The sequence below is a fragment of the Longilinea arvoryzae genome (assembly GCF_001050235.1).
Classification (GTDB): domain Bacteria; phylum Chloroflexota; class Anaerolineae; order Anaerolineales; family Anaerolineaceae; genus Longilinea; species Longilinea arvoryzae.
Map to the genome: position 1 here is coordinate 1,369,535 of NZ_DF967972.1, position 19,108 is coordinate 1,388,642.

The window sequence follows — 19,108 nt, forward strand, 5'->3', positions numbered from 1 at the left end:
GGAGACCGTTGAACAAGGATGAATTTGGAACACATTTACCTCTCCCCCCACCTCGACGACGCTGTCTATTCCTGCGGCGGGCGGATTTTCAACCAGCGCCAATCCGGCCAGGCCGTGCGTGTGATCACCATTTGCGCCGGGCAGGCGGATGCGGTCTGGTTCTCGCCATTCGCGCAAGAATATCATCATCTGTGGGGCGATCCACCCGACCCGGTCGGGCTGCGTTTGGAGGAGGATCGCCGCGCGCTGGCGGTTTGGAATGTCGCGGGTATTTACTGGCCGACTCCTGACAGCATCTACCGCTTCCTGAACGATCTCCCGGTCTATCCAAACCAGACTGCTTTATTCAGCCCGCCGCATCAACAGGAGGCGCACGGCCTGCTGATGGAATGGATGCAGCGGTGGGAAGCGCTGGATTTGAATCTTCATGATGTCCGGCTGTATGCCCCCCTGGCTGCGGGCCGGCATGTCGATCATGTGCTCGTGAACCGGTTTGCCCGTCTGCTGGAAAATCTGGGTTGGAGTGTGTGGTATTACGAGGATTTCCCGCATGCTTATGATCGCGCCACACTAGATGCCGCCCTGGCGACGTTCGGCCCGGCGACTCGCACGGCGCACACCGAAAGGATCGACCTGCAGGCCAAGCTGACCGCCATGCTGGTTTATTCCTCCCAGGTCAGTATGATGTTCGGGGACGCGGACGGTTTGAAGGCGCGGGTGCGCGATTTTACGGCCGATCGCGCGGTTGCCATTGATTTCGGCGAGCGCATGCGCTGGTTGCTGGCCGGGGCCGGCGGGCGGCGCGAGCGGCTCTGGCGCTCGATCTTTGGCTATCACGCCTTTGCCGAACGCTACTGGAGCATCGAATGACGCAACTCGCGCAAAACGGCTATTTTCCCAGTGTTTCGATCGTCATCCCGGTCTACAACGGGATGCGCACCCTGCGTCCGTGCCTGGATGCCATCTTTCAGCAGGATTACCCGCGCGAGCGCTATGAAGTGATCGCCGTGGACAACAATTCGGTGGACGGTTCGCCCGAGTTCCTGCGCCAGTATCCGCTGCGGCTGGAATTCGAACGCGAAATCCAGGGACCCCACGCCGCCACCAACACGGGTGTCAGGGTAGCCACGGGCGAAATCCTGGTGTTCACCGATTCGGACTGCGTCCCCGAACCGGATTGGCTGCGAAAGCTGGTGGCGCCATTTTCAGATGAGTGCATCATTGGAACCGGCGGCCGGATCGAGGCTTACCGGCCGCAAACGCGCATCGAGCGCTTTTTGGATGCGATGAAGCCGTTCAAGAATGCCTACCAGGGATCGCCGGATTTTCCGGCCGCTTTGGTGACCGGGAACTGCGCCATCCGGCGGGCGGAGTTCATGGCAGCCGGGATGTTCAACCCAAACATGTACACCGGCGCCGAAACCGATTTAAGCTACCGCGTCCAACTGCAAACCGGCAAACGCGCCTGCTACGTGCAGGATGCGGTCGTCTATCACATGTACAATCCGACCCTGAAGCGCCTGGCGCGCCATTTCTACATCTACGGTTATTCCGAGATCTTGCTGGGTACGATCTATAAAGACACGCCCGGTTATCCCTGGCCGCCCAGGGTGCAGGCCGGCGTGATGGTTCGCCAGATCGGCGCGCTGGTGACGTACGCCGGATCGCTGATCTACCGGACATTGACCTATCCGTTTCGACGGGGGGTGGACAAAGACTATTTGTGGTGGCCGATCCTCTGGATGGTCGTGGAAAGCAATAACCTGCGCGGTAAACTGGAAGGGCTGGCCGTAACCCGATTTTACCGGCGTAAATTCTGGGAGGAAGGCGTGCGGGTGATTTGATGGCGCGCATCGCGGTCTTTCACAACCTGCCCTCCGGCGGCGCCAAACGGGCCCTGTTCGAATGGACGCGCCGGCTGGCCGAACGCCATACCCTGGATGTGTTTTCGCTGAGCACAGCTAATCATGGTTACTGCGATTTACGGCCGTACACCTCGGATTACCAAATTGCGGACTTCGAACCGCTGGCATTGTTTGCCAGCCCGTGGGGACGCCTGAACCAGCTCCAACGCTGGCGCGACCTGGGCCGTCTGCAAGCCGTCTATCGCAGGCTGGCAGCCCGGATCGACGCCGGCGGTTATGATGTGGTTTTTTCCAATTCCTGCTCGTTTACGTTCATTCCCCTCCTGCAGCTCTATTTACAGACGCCCAGCGTGTATTACCTGCACGAGCATTTTGCCAACCTCGTCCGCCGCGATGTTCACCGCCCGTACCTCAAACAGAATTCGGCCCGTCAGCGCCTGGACCGGATCGACCCCTTCATTCCGCTGTACCGCAACCGTCTGGCGACCCTGCAAGGCGCGGCCGTCAAGCGCACGCCGCGCTTGCTGGCGAATTCCGAATTCACCCGCCGGCAGTTCGAGTCCGATTTTCACGTCCCGGCGCCGGTGGTCAACCTGGGTGTGGACGGGGCTCAGTTTCATCCCCTGAATGAGGGAATCCGGGACAGGCATCTCCTCTCGGTGGGCGAATTGTCGCCCCGCAAAGGCTTCGATTTTCTGGTGGAGAGCCTGGCGCTGGTCGCGCCGGAGAAACGACCGGCGTTGCGGCTGGCCTGCAACAACCAGATCCCGGAAGAGCGCGCCTATATCGAGAATCTGGCCGCGCAGCGCGGCGTGAGGCTCGAAATTTTGACCAACCTGAACGGCGGACAACTGCTGCTGGAGTACAACCAGGCGCAATTGTGCGCCTATGCCCCGCTGCAGGAACCCTTCGGCCTGGTTCCGCTGGAGGCGATGGCCTGCGGAACGCCTGTGCTGGCCGTGGCGGAGGGCGGGGTATGCGAATCGGTGCGCGAGGGCTTCAACGGCCGCCTGACGCCGCGCGATCCGCGCCGGTTTGCCGCAGCGCTGGAAGATCTGCTGGAAGATCCGGTTGAACTGTCACGCCTGGGAAAAAATGGCCGCCAGGACGTTCTGGAAAATTGGAGCTGGGAGCGCTCGACCGGCCGGCTGGAAAGCCATTTGCTCGCGGCCGCGGCTCGAGAGTCCTGATCGATGAAGAATAGCATTGCCGCAGTGATCCTCAACTGGAAAAAACCGGCCGACACCCTGCTCTGTCTGGAAACACTGGGCGACAAGGTGAGCGCGGTGGTGGTCGACAACGGTTCACAGGACGGCTCGGTCGAACGCATTCGCATGGCGAAACCGGACGTGCCGTTGATTTCGCTGGAGAAGAACAACGGTTACGCCGGCGGGAACAACGCTGGAATCATCTGGGCTCTGGCTCAGGATTTCGAATGGATTCTGCTGATCAATGAGGATGCATTGCTTCCGCCGGAGGCTCTGGACAGGTTGGTCAAAGCCGCCAGACAGGACCCACGGGTGGGCTTTGCCGGTCCGTTGATCTTGCATGCCCAACCGGAAAACGTCATCCAGAGCGCGGGCGGGCTACTCGATGAGCGCTGGCGCGCCAGCCACCGCGGGCAGAACCAGGTGGATGAGGGTCAGTATACCCACCCTGAGGAAGTGCGCTGGCTTTCAGGCTGCGTGTTATTGGTGCGGGCCCGCATGGTCCGCGAGATCGGAATGTTGGACGAGCGCTTCTTCCTGTACGAGGAAGAGCTGGAATGGTGCCTGCGTGGAGCCCAGGCCGGTTGGAAGGCGCTGTTCGTGCCGTCGGCGCGCGCCAGCCACGCGGGCGTGAGCCTGGAGTATGAACCCCAACCCTACGTGACGTATTACATGACCCGCAACCATTTTCTACTTCTATCGAAACAGGGCGCCGGGCTGCTTCCCTGGTCCGACGCGATCCTGAGCACACTGCGCACGTTGGCCAGTTGGACCTTCAAACCCAAATGGCGTTCCAAGAACGCCCACCGCAATGCGATGTGGCTGGGAATGCTGGATTTCGCCCGGCGTCATTGGGGCGAGATGAAGGAAACGGTCTAGGAATTCGATATGCAGATCTTGTTTCTCTCCAGGTGGTACCCCTATCCGGCGAACAACGGCTCTAAATTGCGCATCTGGAATCTGCTGCGCGCCCTGGGCCGCCGGCATACGGTAACCCTGGTCAGCTTCGTCGATCCCGCGGAAGGGACGCCCGACCTGGAAGGCCTGCGGGGCATCGTCTCCGAAGTGCATACGGTTCCGTGGCGCGAATTCGACCCGGGCAGCCTGCGCGCCCTGGTGGGTTTTTTCGCGTTGGCGCCGCGCTGGATGGTGGATACCTTTTCACCCCAAATGGCGGAGACGATTCGTCGGGTTCTGCATTCGCAGAAGTACGATCTGGTGATCGCCAGCCAGGTGGTCATGGGCGCGTACGCGGGCCACTTCGAAAACGTCCCGGCCATCCTCGAGGAAGTCGAACTGGGCGTTTATTTTCAAAAACAGGAGCGCGCTGTCAGTGCGTTCAGGAAGATCCGCCACAGCCTGACCCTGTTCAAACTCAGGCTGTACCTGAGGAATTTGCTGAAGCGATTCTCGGGGTACACCGTCGTTTCCGAGCGCGAAAAAGGGTTGCTCGAGGGCATGGTTTCTGGCAGCGAGCGCGTGCGGATAATTCCCAACTGCGTTGAGCTGGAAGATTACCGCGATATTCGAATGCCCAAAAGAGAAAATTCATTGATTTATGCCGGGTCTTTTCGGTATGATGTTAATTACGAGGCCATGCAGTGGTTCGTTGGTGAGGTCTTTCCACGGATTCTGGCCGAAATTCCCACGGCGCAATTGACGATCACCGGGGATCCGGCCGGGAAGCGCATTGAACCCCGGACCCATGTGATGCAGGTCGGTCTGGTCCCGGACGTGCGGCCGGTGGTGGCATCGTCCATGATCAGCCTGGCGCCGCTTCAGACCGGCGGGGGGACCCGGTTGAAAATCCTGGAAGCCATGGCGCTGCGTTCGCCGGTGGTCTCCACCTCCAAAGGCGCCGAAGGCCTGGAGGTTCGCGCGGGCGAACATTTGCTGGTCGCGGATAGCCCGCAGGATTTCGCCGCTGCTGTGATCCGATTGTTGAAGGATGAAACCCTGCGGGAGTCGATCACCGAGGCGGGCTACCGGCTGGTGGAGGAAAAGTACAGCTGGCAAAAAGCGCTCATCTTTTTTCTGAAATGGATCGAGACGATCCCCACCGGCAGCCTTTCAGGCATTTCGCAGCTTGAAACCAGACATGTGGATGATGATGAAAAGAATTAGAAAGTGGATCGATCCGCTGCACTCCTTTAACTTTACCTGGCAATGGTTGGAGCAAAATCGCGCCCTGCTCATCCGGGCGATCGTGCTGTCCGTTCTGGCGATTTCCATCCTCTACATGGTTCCACGCATGGCGGTCGGCATGCATCGCATCCCGCTGCTTTTCATCGCCGCCATTATTGGTGTGGCAGGGCTGGCCGTGTTGATCGCGAATCCGTCGCTGGCCATCGTGGGCATCATTCCGGCGGCCCTGGTCATTCCGTTTGGCATTGGGACGGGCACCGGCACCGAACTGCATGCCGGCATCTTGATCGTCCTGGCGGCGACCGGCCTGTGGTTCCTGGATATGCTGGTGGTCAAGCGGGATTTTCACCTGCTGGCTTCCCGCCCGGTGGTTCCACTGCTGTTGTTGGTGGTGAGCACGCTGATTTCCTTTGGCTTTGGCCAAATGCCGTGGTTCTATCGCCAGCATGCCTCGATTTCCGCGCAGCTCGGCGGAACCATGCTCTACATCCTGGCGGCCTGCGCGTTTTTGGTAACGGCGCACCGCCTGAGCGAACGCGGCCTGGTCTGGGCGGTGGGGATTTTCATCGCACTGGCCGGCCTGTTCATGGTCACGCGCTCGTTCAGCGACCGTTTTCCAGGCCTGACTTGGCCCATTCTGAACCGGTATGCCGACGGATCGACCGGGAGCCTGTTCTGGGTATGGGCATTCTGCCTGGCGATATCGCAATTTGTGTTCAACAAGCGTCTGAAGTTGCGTTGGAAAGCGGCCCTTGGGGTTGTTTTGCTGGCTTTCTTCTTCACGGCCTTTTATCAGGCCCGGGATTGGACCTCGGGTTGGCTGCCGGCCTTGTTTGGGGCTGCGTTCATGTTCTTCATCAGTTTTCGCAAAGCCCGCGTCCCCCTCGTTCTGGCAGTCTTTTTGATCCTGGCCCTGAATTTTTCACAAATCCAGAATATGCTGATGGGGGGCGGCAATGAATACAGCATGGTAACCCGGTTGGAGGCCTGGCAAATTCTATTCAAGATCATTGCCATCAATCCCATCCTGGGGGTGGGGCCGGCCAACTACTACTTCTATACGCCGCTCTTTCCCATCCGGGGTTACTCGGTGCAGTTCAACTCGCATAACAACTACGTCGACCTGTTGGCCCAGACGGGCGTGATCGGGTGCGGGTTATTCGTCTGGTTCATGGTGGAGGTTACGCTTCTCGGGATGCGTCTTCTTTCCCGGGCGCCGGAAGGTTTTCCACGCGCTTTTGTTTACGGCGCCATCGGCGGTGTCATCGGAACCGCCGTGGCTGGGATGTTCGGCGATTGGATCATCCCGTTCGTCTACAACGTTGGGTTCGCCGGGTTCCGCGCCAGCCTGATCGGCTGGTTGTTCATGGGAGCCCTGGTGGCAATGGAACGCTTTTATCCCGCAAATACAGCTTCTCCAACGGCTTGAGGAGATTCTCCATGGAGCTATCGATCATCATTGTAGGTTGGAATGTAGCGGATCTGCTCAGCGCCTGCCTCGAATCGATCCTTGCCCATCCGCCGCAGGCTGAGTATGAAATCTGGGTGGTCGATAACGCCTCCAGTGATGATACGGTCAAGCGTGTCAGAGGTCAGTTCCCACAGGTCAAACTCATCGCCAACGCGCAAAACACCGGTTTCGCGGCCGCCAACAATCAGGCCATCGAACTTTCGCAGGGGAAGTCCATCCTTTTATTGAATCCGGACACGATCGTCTATGAGCGGACCCTGCAATCCATGCTGGATTTTTTGGAAAGCCATCCGCAGGCCGGAGCCGTGGGCTCGATTTATTTTTCCCCGGACGGCAATCTGCAAAAATCCTGCATGCCATTTCCGACCGTTTCCCGGGAATTGTGGCGCCTTTTTCATCTGGACGTCCTGTGGTCCTATGGCCTGTACGACATGGCTCGTTGGAGCAGGACAGAACCCCGGGAAGTGGAGACCCTGCAGGGCGCCAGCCTGATGCTGCGCCGTTCAGCGCTGATGCAGGCCGGTTTATTGGATACGGATTATTTCATGTACACCGAAGAAGTGGATCTGTGTTATCGCCTGTATAAATTAGGCTGGAAATTATATTGGCTGCCGGAATCCAAAATTACGCATTACGGCGGACAAAGCACGCGCCAGGTGGCGACCCGCATGTTTTTGAACCTGTATGGCAGCAAGATACTGTTCTTTCGCAAACATTATGGTGAAAAAAAAGTCAGGCAGTACAAGCGCGTCCTGGATTTCAGCTCGAAGATTCGGCTGGGAATTCTGCCGGTTGCCGCCGTGCTTCGACCCGGGCAATGTGAAAAATACAATGAAATTCATTCAAATTATGCACAACTCATCAAAGCCTTGCCGACCTTATGAATTTGAAAAAATAATGGAGACTTCGGATGGCTGATCGCCTTTTGTTCCCGTATGTATTGTCTCTGACTCAGAAAAATAAGCCCGCTCCCTATCCGCTGCGCGACCTGGACGAGCACCTGGATGCGGCGTTGCATTGGATCGAACAGGCCTCCCGGGCCGTGGGCGGCGCGGGGATCTCGAAAGGTTACGATTTGCTGCGCTCGCGCTGGTTCCCGGCTTACCCCGAAACCACCGGGTATACCCTGCCGACCCTGATCAACGCCTCCCGACTCCTGGGAAATGATGCCTGGCGCGAGCTGGCGATTGGACACGCGGAGTATTTGTTAAATTGTGTGACCGAAGATGGCGGGGTGCTGTACTGGAAGAAGAGCAGAAAGGCGAATCCGATCGTCTTCGACACCGGCCAGGTCATTCTGGGCTGGCTGGCCGTTTTTCGCGATACGGGGGCCGAAAACTTCTTGCGCGCGGCGATGCGTTCGGGAGATTGGCTGGTAAAGGTTCAAGAGCCAGATGGGATCTGGAAAGAACACCAGTATCGGAGGGTGTACAAGGTCATCGATGCCCGGGTGGATTGGGCTCTGCTGGTATTATTCCAGGCGACCGGGGAAACCCGCTATCGGGATGCTGCCGTGCGGAACCTGGAGTGGGTATTGGCCCAGCAGACCTCGGACGGTTGGTTCCAGAACTGCGGTGTTGTGCCCAACCAGGTTCCGGTCACGCATTATCTGGCCTATGCTGCCGAAGGTTTATATCTCAGCGGAGATCTGCTGAAGGAACCGCGATACCTGCAGGCCGGGAAAAAGACCGCCGATCGACTGCTCGATTTGCAGAGATCAGATGGATACCTGGCAGGCGCGTTTTCCGCGGATTGGAAGGAAACCGAGGCTTCCTGCTGCCTGACCGGCGACCTGCAGATGTCGATCTTATGGATGCTCCTGTGGGTCAAATCCGGAACGCCGGAGTATCACGAAGCTGCCCGGCGGGGATTGGAATTCGTGTGCCGGACGCAGTTTTTGGACACCCCGGATCTGAATATCCGCGGCAGCATCGGCGGTTCTTTTCCCCTGTACGGCAAATACGAGCGCTATAAATTGCCGGAATGGGCGGCCAAATTCCTGATCAGCGCCATTTTATGGGTCAAAGCGCTTGAGGGGGATCGTTTACCGGAATTGCTTCCCGGATAACCCGTTGTAGGGGGACTGATGACACTGATATCCATAATATTATTGGCCTTGTTTTTCATCCCAACCCTGTATTTGCTCGCCATGGCGTTGGCTGCCATTCGCCCGGCGCCGGCCGTACGTTGGCATGACCGCCAACCGCGCACGCGCTTTGCCATTGCCATCCCGGCCCACAACGAAGAAACCGTGATTGCGGGTACCGTGCAGCGCTTGATGGCTCTGGATTATCCGTTCGATCGTTTTCGAATTCACATCGTGGCCGACCATTGCACCGACCAAACGGCGCTGTTGGCGCGCCAGGCCGGCGCGGAGGCGCACGAACGCAACGAAGGCCCGCGCTCCGGCAAGGGCGCCGCGCTTTCCTGGTTGTTTGGGCGCATCCTTCAGGATGATCAGGTGGATGCCCTGGTGATCTTCGACGCGGATACACGCGTGGACGCCAGCTTCCTGCGCGTGATGGACGCGCGCCTGACAGACGGTGCGCAGGTGGTGCAGGGGCAGCACCGCATCAGCAATCCCAAATCCGGCTGGTTTCCGGCGTTGACCTGGGCGATGTTTCTGATCGACAACCGTTTTCAGAATCTGGGACGCAGCAACCTGGGCTGGTCGGCCAAGCACATGGGCGATTCGATTTGTTTTCGAGCGGATGTGCTGCGCCGGTTGGGCTGGGGGGAAGGATTGACCGAAGATTACCAGTTGCGCCAGCGGCTGCTGCTGGAGGGGATTCACATCGTCTACGAACCGGCGGCGCTCGGATTGGGCGAAGCGCCACTCACCTGGCAGCAGGCGCGCGCCCAGCGAGCGCGCTGGCTGCGCGGCACGCACGATGCGAGCCGCCAGTTCGCCGGACAATTGCTGCGGGAAGCGCTGAAACGCGGCGACGGCGCCTTATTGGATGGAGCCCTGCAGGCCTATTTACCCTCCTATTCGACGCTGACCCTGCTGGCAGTTTTACTGCTGGTCGTGCAGTTGGTCCTCTTGGGGTTGGGCGGGACCATCGCTGCGGGCGCCAGGATCGGTTGGGCGGCGCTGGTCGGGCTACTGTATGTGTATCCACTGTTCGGGCTGGTCCTGGAACGCGCGCCGCTGCGGGCTTACGCGGCCATCCTGACCGGACCGGTGTTCATGCTCTGGCGAAGCGGGCTGGCCTTGCAGGCCCGTCTGGGCCGCCGGCCGGTGACCTGGGTACGGACCGCGCACGGGGGAAGTGAAAAAGGCAAATAGACCATGAGAAATTTCATCAAACACAATCTGTTGATCCTCATTCTGGGGTTAGCCGTGCTGCTGCGCGTTGCTGCGGCGGTTTACATGGGCGACACGGTCCAAGTGCTGCCCGGCACCTCCGACCAGGTTTCCTATCACAATCTGGCGTTGCGCGTGTTGGGCGGGCACGGTTTCAGCTTTGGCGAAAATTGGTGGCCGGCCACGCGCGCCAATGAGCCGACCGCGCACTGGAGCTTTTTGTATACCCTGTATCTGGTCGGCGTTTACGCGCTGTTTGGTCCCCATCCGCTGGTCGCGCGCTTGATTCAAGCCGTGATCGTCGGGCTGCTGCAACCCTGGCTCACTTATTTACTGGGCAAACAGTTGTTCAATGCCCGGGTGGGGCTATGGGCGGCCTTTCTCAATGCCATTTACGCTTATTTCATCTATTACGGCGGCACCTTGATGACCGAGCCGTTCTATATCACGGCCATCCTTGGCGCGCTGCTGCTGGCAATTCGGCTGGTTCAGCCGCCGGATGAAAATACCCGGCGTGGGTTGCTGGCGGTCGGGTTGGGTCTGCTCCTGGGGGCGGCTGTCCTGCTGCGTCAGCTCTTCTTGCTGTTCATCCCGTTCTTGCTGCTGTGGATGTTTTGGGCCAGCCTGCGCAGGCACAGCGCATTGAAGTGGGTGCATTATGTGCTGCCACTGGCGGTGGTGGCGGCGATGATCGCGCCCATCACGATTTACAACGCGCAGCGCTTTGGCCAGTTCGTGCTGCTCAACACTAATTCGGGCTATGCTTTCTACTGGGGAAATCATCCCTATTACGGCACTCATTTTCAACCCATCCTGAGTAATGAAGAATACCAGCAGTTATTGCCGCAGGATCAACTGAACCTGGACGAAGCGGCGTTGGATAAGGAATTGCTGCGCCGCGGAATGCAGTTCGTTCTGGAGGATCCCGGGCGGTATGCGCTTTTGAGCCTGAGCCGCATCCCCGCCTATTTCGAGTTCCTGCCCAGTTCTGACTCGGGGACAATCAGCAACCTGAGCCGGGTCCTTAGCTTCGGCATCCTCTGGCCGTTCATGCTGGCCGGCCTGATCATGGCCTGGCGCAAACGCTCGCACCGCTTCTGGGACGCGCTGGCTTCGCCAAAATTCCTGCTGGTTTTGTTTGCCCTGGTTTACACCGTTATTCACGTCCTCACCTGGACCTTGATCCGTTACCGTCTGCCCGTAGACGCGACTTTACTGGTATTCGCGGGTGTGTGTTTCGACGGCATCGCCGTTTACCTGTTTCAGAGAAAGAAGCCGGCTGGATGAAGATTCTATTCGTGGTGCCGTATACGCCCAACCTGGTGCGGGTGAGACCCTACAACCTGATTCGCGCGCTGGCCGCGCGGGGCAACGCCGTGACCGTGGCGACATTGACCGGCGGGCCGGACGACACGGCGGATGTGCGCCGCCTGGAGGCGGCTGGCGTTCGCGTGATTTCAGCCCGCCTGACTCGCTGGCGTTCGGCGCTGAATTGCCTGCTGGCCGTACCCTCGCGTATGCCGCTCCAGGCGGCTTTCTGCTGGCAGCCCGAACTCGCCGCCATGATCCGGCGCGAAATGGCGGCGGGCGGTTTCGACGCGGTGCACGTGGAACATCTGCGGGGCGCGCGTTTTGGTCTGGCCCTTCTGGATGGCAATTCTGTTCCGGTCGTTTGGGACAGCGTCGACAGCATCACCCACCTTTTCCGTCAGGCCAGCGCCCGGGCCAATTCGATCAAGAGCAAGGCCATGGCCCGCGTCGAACTCAAACGCACCCAATCCTATGAAGGTTGGCTGGCGAGGCAGTTCGCGCGTGTGCTGGTCACATCGCCCATCGACCGCCAGGCCTTTCTGGAACTGGCGCCGGATTGCGAAGATCGCCTGGTCGTATTGCCCAATGGCGTGGACCTGGATTATTTTCGGCCGGATGGAGAAGCGCCGCGCGCGCCGGCTGAACTGGTGATCAGCGGCAAGATGAGCTACCACGCCAATATCGCCATGGTGCTGCATCTAGTGAAGGATATTATGCCGCAGGTGTGGGCCGAACGGCCGGACGTGAAATTGACCATTGTGGGCAAAGACCCGCCGCGCCAGGTGCTGGCCCTGACCGAAAATCCGTCCATCCTTGTCACCGGCTCGGTGCCGGATGTGCGCCCGTATCTGCAACGCGCCACGTCGGCGGTGGCTCCCATTACCTACGGCGCGGGCATCCAGAACAAGGTGCTGGAGGCTCTGGCCTGTTCGACCCCGGTCGTCGCCAGTCCGCAGGCGGTATCGGCCCTGCAAATTCGAGCCGGGGAAGAAATCTTGGTCGCCGGCGAACCGCGCGAATTCGCGCGCCAGTTGCTGCTGCTGCTCGCCGATCCAGCCTTGCAGCATCGCCTGGGTGAAGCCGGGCGCCAATTTGTGGAACGCCAGCATTCATGGGACAGCGCAGCAGCTCGATTGGAAGAAATCTATCAGGCGGCCGGCCGCGAGAACCGTCCAGCCTGATCCGGCATGCTGCGGGAGTGACTTGGATTGCAAAAGTTGATAAAATAGATAGCAAGAGTTGGGCCGACGCTGAATGCCTGTCCGTTCGACACCGGCCAAAGGATCAATTATGACTTTCAACGACTATATCGCTCCGCTCCGTAAATGGTGGTGGCTTCTGGTTGCAGCAACACTGGTGGCCGCGATTGCCAGCTTGCTGTATTCGTTTACCCAGCCAAAGATTTATCAGGTGCGTACGACTCTGATGGTGGGAAATTCCCTCAATGCAGCCAACCCCAACGGCGGCGAGTATTATCTGCAGCAACAGTTGGCCGGGATTTACGCGGATATCGCTTATCGCGAACCCATCCGCCAGGCGACCATGGGGGCGCTGGGCATCGATTTTCTGCCGGAATATTCGGTGCGCGCGCTGCCCAACTCGACATTGATCGAAATCGTCGTCAACGACACCAACCCGCAGCGTACTGCGGCGGTGGCCAATGAGCTCGCCAATCAAATGATCAACCGCAGCCCCACCCTGGAAGGCGAGGATGCCCAGGTGCAGCAGTTCCTGCAGGATCAATTATCGATCATCCGTGGACAGATCGAAACGACCCGCAAGGACCTGGAGAGTTATCAGGAGCAGCTCACCAAACTGACCTCGGCGCGCCAGATTTCCGAAGTTCAGGGCCAGATTTCGCTGCTCGAAAGCCGCCTGAGCAATTTGCAATCCACTTACGCGGCCCTGTTATCGAATACCCAGGGCGGCGCGACCAATGCGCTGTCCGTGATCGAGCAGGCCGAAGTGCCCACCCAGCCGGTTGGACCCAACCGGTTGATGATTGTCCTTCTGGCGGCGGCGGTTGGTCTGGCACTTTCGGCTATCGCAGCCTATGTGATCGAATTTCTGGATGACAGCGTCAAGGGCCCGGAAGACATCAAGCGCATTCTGGATGTGCCCATCGTCGGCGAAGTCGGAGATTTCCCGCCCGGCAAGGACCCGTGGTCTTACGTCATCGAAGAACCGCGTTCACCGGTGGCGCACGCCTTTCGGGTGATGCGAACCAACCTGGATCTGTTGAACCCGGACGAGCCGCTGCATTCTTTTCTGGTCACCAGCGCGGGCATGTCGGAGGGCAAATCGACCATCGCCGCCAACCTGGCGGTGGTGATGTCGCAGGGCGACCGCAGGGTCATCTGCGTCGATGCAGATTTTCACCGCCCGATGCTGCACAACGTGGTCAGCATCGATAACGAACATGGCCTGAGTGATGTATTCAAGGGCTCCATGGAGCTGCAGGACGTGGTGGTGCCCTGGAACACCGGAAAACTCAAGCTGATTCCTTCGGGGATCATGCCGCCCAATCCTTCGGAACTGCTCGAGTCGAAAAAGATGAACGCGATCATCGACTCGCTGACCCAAATGGCGGATGCCATTATCCTGGATGGGCCGCCGTTCTTCCTCTCGGATGCATCCGCCCTGAGTACGAAGGTCGACTGCGTGGTCCTGGTGATCCGGCCCGGATATACCCGCAAAGATGCCGTACGCGCCATGAAGGAGGAAATCGCAAAATTGCGCCTGAAAAAGGTGGTGGTGGTGCTCAACCGTGTACCCAAGAGCGAGTCGTATTACAGCAAATATTATCCCTATGAATACGAAAAGCGAGCCAAAGCCAAAGTTTAGGGCTTTTAAGGATTGCGCCGTTTGACAGAAAATCGCTGGCTGTGATATAAGTCTTGGTGTATGAAAAAGATTCACATTATCGCCATACTCCTGACTTTATTGGCTTTGCCAGTTAACACCACAGCAACATACGCAGCGCGGATAGGGGGACCTTCCCGCGCTGGTTTTTATCAACAAAGCAACGCTGGTTCAAGCAACACGGTCTTTCTGCCGCTGGTTTCATCGGAAGAAAGCACTCCCGTTGTCACTCCTTATTCGAATCCTTACCGCATCAACGCCCGCTCTCTGTCCGATGACACCTGGCTGGCCCCAACGGCCATCTTTTGGTTTGGGCAATTGAGCCTGTCCGATAACTATGTGGATGCGCGCGTGGGATATACACCGACCGATCTGGTCGTGCGGCTGACCGTTCTGGACCGCCTGCTCTTTTACGATACCACGCCTTCAGCGGCCGACCTGACGAATTACGACGCGGCCGTCCTGTTCCTAAGGACGAACGGCCCAACCGGATCGGCGCCGGACGCGAACAGTTTCAAATTCGTGGCCCAGCAATTCCCCTTCGACAAGGATCCAACGCCTTTCAAGGCCGCGTATCAGGGAAATGGAACGAACTGGCAGGCCGCCAACCTCTCCTTTAACATCAAACCGGTTTACCGCGGCGGCGGCGGTTTTAACAACATGAAAGACAATCAAGGCTGGTCGATCACCTATACCATTCCTTACGCCAGCCTGGGTCTTTCCGGGCAGCCTGCGACCGGCACGGTGTGGGGAATTGGCGCCACCGTTTACGATCGGGACGATCCAACCGCGTCGGTCCACAGCATAAGCTGGCCGCCCGAGATGGAACAGACCGTCCCCTCGAAGTGGGCCCAGTTGGGATTCGGACTCCCACAGTACACGGCCCCCGCGCACAGGAACGAACAGTCGATCACCATCCGGCGCGGCTTGAACGCAACCAACGTGCCCGATGCCAGCGTTGGCGGCAGCACGGTTTGCGGCCTGGGCGTCGATAATTACTTCCTCGATTGGGGAAATAAACCTGAAAGTTTTTACGCAAACAGAACCGTCAATAACACCCAGTTCAACATTCAAAATCAAGGCGACCTGTCCGATTTCCCCTGTTTTTCCAAGTATTACGTCACCTTCCCGTTGGATGCCATCCCGGCTGGAAAGGTAATCGTTTCGGCCAAACTCGTACTGCATCATTGGGGCGGAGCGGCGACGTATTCCGCCACCGAATCGCTCATTCATGTGATGTCCGTCGCGCAGGATTGGAATGAATCCACCCTGACCTGGAACAACGGGCCTCTGCCGGTCGAGAACTTCGATGCCAAGTGGATTCAACCCCTGCTCAACGATCCCGGGCCGGTCGGCATCCCATATGAGTGGTCCGTGTCGCCAGCGTTGGCCGGCGCTTACCAATCCGGCCAACCCCTGCGCCTGGTGCTGTACTCAACGGATGAGGCAATGGACAGCGGCAAGTATTTCTGGGCATCCAACCGACCGGACGGCGAAGAATCGCGCCCGACGCTGATCGTAACCTATGCTGATCCGGTAAATTAAGTGGATCCATCCTGAAATTGAATAAACGCCGGCCGGGATTTTCTCCGGCCGGCGTTTATTTTTACGGCTCACCCAGTTTATTCTGGAGGATCCGGATCATTTCCCGGGTGTCGGATTGGTCCGGCACGAGGCGGTCGAGCAATCGATAGGCGTACAGGGCAGTCTGGTAATGGTACAGGTCGTTGTATTCCCGCCAGGCGAGTCCCTGGAGTTCTTCGATGATCTCGGGCATTCCGCCGAGCACCGCCTGGGCGCGATCGAGATCGCCGCTCCACAGGTACGCCAGCCCCAGCCCTTTGCGCCCGCCGATGTGGTTGGGCGCGGCCCGCCAGGCAATTTCGAGATGCGGGATGGCTTCGGAAAAGCGACTCTCTGCCAGCAGGAGCAGCCCATAGCGCCGGTTGATCGGGGTGCTGCCCGGATCCTGGCGCAGGGCGCGTTGAAACAGGCCCTCGCTTTCGCTGCGCATAGCCGAACGAAGATCGGGCGTGAGCGTTTCATCGAGGTCGGCGCGGGTTTGAAGCAGTGCGGCCTGGTTGGCATTCCAGGCGGCCGCCGGCGGCCAGGAATTCGCCAGAACGCCCCCCACGAGGACCGCGGTCGCAATCCCGGGCAGAAGCCAGCCCAGCCGGGGACGAGATAAAGGCCGGGCGTGCAATAAACGCGCGGCGCACAACCCCAACAGGTAGAAGAAGGGCAGCCAGGTCCACAGGGATGGATACTGGCGCGCGTCGCTCAATCCGTGCAGCAGCGTTGCCGTCAGACCGGCGCAGGCAGCCTGAAAGCGCAGGTCGCTTTTGAAAGCCGGATAGCGCAGCAGGGAGGTGTACAACGCGGCGACCAGCCAAACAAAAGCGGCGGCTCCGAGCAGGCCTTGCTGCAGCCCGACCTCGAGCAGCAGGTTGTGCGAATATCCCAGGAAGGGCACATCCAACAGCAATTCGTAGCTGGAATAGACCCTACTGAAGGCGTTGCCCAGGCCGATGCCGCTGAAAGGTTGCTCGGCCAGCAGCGCCAGGCTGTGGGAGTAGACCTGTAGCCGGTCGGGGCGTATGAAAAGCGCTCCGGCCAGATTCCCCGCCACGGGAATTTCCGCCAGGGCGTGGATATCCCCGCGAATCAGCACGAACAGGACCATCCCAAGCGCGCCAAGCCCGGCCAGCAGCGCCAGCCAGCGGGCGGGTTTCCAATGCACGGCGGCCCAAAGCAGCGCGGCGCCGAGCACACCCAACCACGCGCCGCGCGAAGCCGAGAAGAGAATGGCGACACTGAGCAGGCCCACTGCCGCCCAACCCAGGATGCGCCGGCCCGGTCGTTCTTGCAGCAGGGCCAGCCCGGCGGTGAGGAAGAGGATGCTTTCCAGAAAGGTCGCCAGGCTGTTGGGCACCGGCTTCCAGATGGGAAAAGCCGGCAGGATCGACGAAACCCATTTAACAACCCGGTCGATTGCCCCGATTTTCTCGTCGTAGGCAATATGCCCGGCCTGAGTGATGAAATAGAACGCGGCGAGTGCGCCCAGTCCGGCCAGAAGGACGGAAAATTCATCCCAGTGCCGGTCAGAAACGGCGACGCGCGAGACCAGGCCGTACAGGATCAACATGCCGAGCAGGGCGATCCACGTGCGCTGGCCGAGTCCGCGGTCGTAAACCACGGCCAATCCCAGCCACGCACTGGCTCCAAAAACGGCCAGGGAAAGGTCGAAGGGCGCCAGGCGGATGCGTTTCAAGGTCAGCCCCCCAGGTTGCGGATGTCCTCGCGGCAGCGTTCGATTTCCCGGTTCAATTGCGCGCGCTGCCGCAATAGAAGAATGGTTCGCGCCGATATGTAGATCAGGGCCAGCCCGCCCAGGATCATCAACCCATCCGGTAGAAAACGGATCCAGCCCGAATCGGGGGTGAAGACCAGCCAGCGCCTGAGAAAATAGCCCATTCCAAATACCAGCAGGCTGACAAAAATAACCCGGGTCCGCTCTTTGAGAGTAGCCGATAATTGCCCAAGCTTGATCAACAGCCCGGGCAGCGCCTGCGCCGAAACAACCCGGCGGCTGTTGGTCTGCAGGTCGTTCAATTCGGACTTCACCTGGTCGAAGTTTTTCTGCAATTCTTTCATCCAATCCGGATGATCGCTCAAACGATGGATCGCCCCGCAGTAAGGGCAAACATAGCTATCCTGTCCGGCAGATTCCAATGTTCCGCCGCAGTTGGGACATGTCAGGGTGATCAAAGGGGTTGGCAAAAGCGCTCCAATCTGCCTCCATGAGCGATTCGGATCCGTTTGGATGAAATCGACTGCACGGAATGCAGAAAACCTTCCTATAATAAAAATATCCAGAAAACGGGTGCGGATCTAGAGTGATTCTAACCCGGAATTCGAACCAGGGAAAGCAGCGGGAGGCGAGTATGTCCAAAAAGGATAAAAACGGACACAAGCCGCATTCGGATGGCAAACACGGCCGCAAGTCAAAAGAAGATGCAGCACCGGCGCCGGTCGAGCAGGCCGTTCAGGCTGTCTCTGCCGTCCAACCCACACCGACGGCGCTGCACATGAGCACGCCGGCTGAACCGGAGGAACAAATCCACCTGACCAGGAAAGCCTACGATAAAGAACTGGCCAGACTGCAAATCGAACTGGTCAAAATGCAGGAGTGGGTGCGGGCCAGGGGGCTGAAGGTGGTGATCATTTTCGAGGGGCGCGATGCGGCCGGCAAGGGCGGGGCGATCAAACGCATCACCGAGAGCCTGAACCCGCGCGTGTGCCGGGTGGTGGCCCTGCCGACGCCCACCGAGCGTGAGAAGACGCAGTGGTACTTCCAGCGCTATACCGCCCACCTGCCGGCCGCCGGTGAAATGGTGCTGTTCGATCGCAGTTGGTACAACCGGGCCGGCGTGGAACGGGTGATGGGGTTCTGCAGCGAGGACGAATACCGCGAGTTTCTGCGTTCGGTGCCGGAATTCGAGCGCATGCTGGTGCGCTCCGGGATCATCCTGATCAAGTACTGGTTCTCGGTGAGCGACAAGGAACAGGAAAAACGTTTCCAGGCGCGCATCGACGATCCGACCAAGCGCTGGAAGCTCAGCCCGATGGACATGCAATCGCGGGCGCGCTGGGTGGAATATTCCAAGGCCAAGGATGAGATGTTCGCCCACACGGACATCAAACAGGCGCCCTGGTACGTGGTCAACGCGGACAACAAGATGTGCGCGCGCCTGAACTGCATCCGCCACCTGCTCAGCCTGATCCCGTACGAGGATTTGACCCCCGAACCGATCGTCCTGCCGCCCCGCCAGCCGGACCACGGCTACGTACGCCCGCCGATCACCGACCAGACCTTCGTGCCCCAGGTCTACATGCCGCAGGATGAGAAAGAGGACCAGGACTGACGGGCCGCGTCATA

The 19,108-nt window shown here is 59.2% G+C and carries 16 protein-coding genes; 14 read left to right on the top strand and 2 right to left on the bottom strand.

The window, feature by feature from the left end; all coding sequences use genetic code 11:
* The first annotated feature begins 18 nt into the window (after positions 1-18).
* From LARV_RS06135 to LARV_RS06195, 13 genes are all read left to right on the top strand, one after another.
* Positions 19-870, top strand: a complete 852-nt coding sequence (locus LARV_RS06135) for a PIG-L deacetylase family protein (protein WP_075072804.1) — start codon at positions 19-21, stop codon at positions 868-870.
* On the top strand, positions 867-1,844 hold the full coding sequence (locus LARV_RS06140) for a glycosyltransferase (protein WP_075072805.1): 978 nt from the start codon (positions 867-869) through the stop codon (positions 1,842-1,844). The genes LARV_RS06135 and LARV_RS06140 overlap by 4 nt, the downstream gene beginning before the upstream one ends.
* Positions 1,844-3,055 carry a glycosyltransferase family 4 protein gene (locus LARV_RS06145; protein ID WP_075072806.1) on the top strand — a complete coding sequence of 404 codons (1,212 nt, stop codon included), beginning with the start codon at positions 1,844-1,846 and terminating at the stop codon, positions 3,053-3,055. The genes LARV_RS06140 and LARV_RS06145 overlap by 1 nt, the downstream gene beginning before the upstream one ends.
* Before the next feature lie 3 nt (positions 3,056-3,058).
* Positions 3,059-3,952 carry a glycosyltransferase family 2 protein gene (locus LARV_RS06150; RefSeq protein ID WP_075072807.1) on the top strand — a complete coding sequence of 298 codons (894 nt, stop codon included), beginning with the start codon at positions 3,059-3,061 and terminating at the stop codon, positions 3,950-3,952.
* Positions 3,953-3,961: 9 nt separating this feature from the next.
* On the top strand, positions 3,962-5,197 hold the full coding sequence (locus tag LARV_RS06155; RefSeq protein ID WP_075072808.1) for a glycosyltransferase: 1,236 nt from the start codon (positions 3,962-3,964) through the stop codon (positions 5,195-5,197).
* Complete coding sequence (locus LARV_RS06160; protein ID WP_075072809.1) at positions 5,184-6,647, top strand: O-antigen ligase family protein; 1,464 nt, start codon at positions 5,184-5,186, stop codon at positions 6,645-6,647. The genes LARV_RS06155 and LARV_RS06160 overlap by 14 nt, the downstream gene beginning before the upstream one ends.
* 11 nt (positions 6,648-6,658) lie before the next feature.
* Positions 6,659-7,573, top strand: coding sequence for a glycosyltransferase family 2 protein (locus LARV_RS06165; protein ID WP_075072810.1), 915 nt, complete (start codon positions 6,659-6,661; stop codon positions 7,571-7,573).
* 26 nt (positions 7,574-7,599) lie between these two features.
* A complete protein-coding gene (locus LARV_RS06170; RefSeq protein ID WP_075072811.1) occupies positions 7,600-8,757 on the top strand; it encodes a prenyltransferase/squalene oxidase repeat-containing protein in 1,158 nt (385 codons plus the stop codon).
* Between the two features lie 18 nt (positions 8,758-8,775).
* The gene (locus LARV_RS06175) at positions 8,776-9,978 is read left to right on the top strand and encodes a glycosyltransferase family 2 protein (protein ID WP_075072812.1); all 1,203 of its coding nucleotides are present in this window, start codon (positions 8,776-8,778) and stop codon (positions 9,976-9,978) included.
* A 3-nt stretch (positions 9,979-9,981) separates the two neighbouring features.
* Complete coding sequence (locus LARV_RS06180) at positions 9,982-11,283, top strand: ArnT family glycosyltransferase (RefSeq protein WP_075072813.1); 1,302 nt, start codon at positions 9,982-9,984, stop codon at positions 11,281-11,283.
* Complete coding sequence (locus LARV_RS06185) at positions 11,280-12,488, top strand: glycosyltransferase (RefSeq protein WP_075072814.1); 1,209 nt, start codon at positions 11,280-11,282, stop codon at positions 12,486-12,488. The genes LARV_RS06180 and LARV_RS06185 overlap by 4 nt, the downstream gene beginning before the upstream one ends.
* A 109-nt stretch (positions 12,489-12,597) precedes the next feature.
* Positions 12,598-14,151 (top strand): polysaccharide biosynthesis tyrosine autokinase, encoded by a 1,554-nt coding sequence (locus LARV_RS06190; protein WP_075072815.1) that lies wholly within the window; start codon positions 12,598-12,600, stop codon positions 14,149-14,151.
* Between the two features lie 60 nt (positions 14,152-14,211).
* Positions 14,212-15,714 (top strand): DNRLRE domain-containing protein, encoded by a 1,503-nt coding sequence (locus LARV_RS06195; RefSeq protein ID WP_075072816.1) that lies wholly within the window; start codon positions 14,212-14,214, stop codon positions 15,712-15,714.
* A gap of 61 nt (positions 15,715-15,775) precedes the next feature.
* On the opposite strand, the gene LARV_RS06200 is transcribed toward LARV_RS06195, so the two are convergent.
* Together LARV_RS06200 and LARV_RS06205 are read right to left on the bottom strand one after the other, a co-directional pair.
* Positions 15,776-17,440 (bottom strand): O-antigen ligase family protein, encoded by a 1,665-nt coding sequence (locus LARV_RS06200; protein WP_075072817.1) that lies wholly within the window; start codon positions 17,438-17,440, stop codon positions 15,776-15,778.
* A 2-nt stretch (positions 17,441-17,442) separates the two neighbouring features.
* Positions 17,443-17,949: a hypothetical protein gene (locus LARV_RS06205; protein WP_152031726.1), complete on the bottom strand. Its 507-nt coding sequence runs from the start codon at positions 17,947-17,949 to the stop codon at positions 17,443-17,445.
* A gap of 308 nt (positions 17,950-18,257) precedes the next feature.
* On the opposite strand from LARV_RS06205, the gene ppk2 reads away from it, so the two are divergent.
* Complete coding sequence (ppk2, locus tag LARV_RS06210) at positions 18,258-19,094, top strand: polyphosphate kinase 2 (protein WP_075075132.1); 837 nt, start codon at positions 18,258-18,260, stop codon at positions 19,092-19,094.
* The last annotated feature ends 14 nt before the right edge of the window (positions 19,095-19,108 follow it).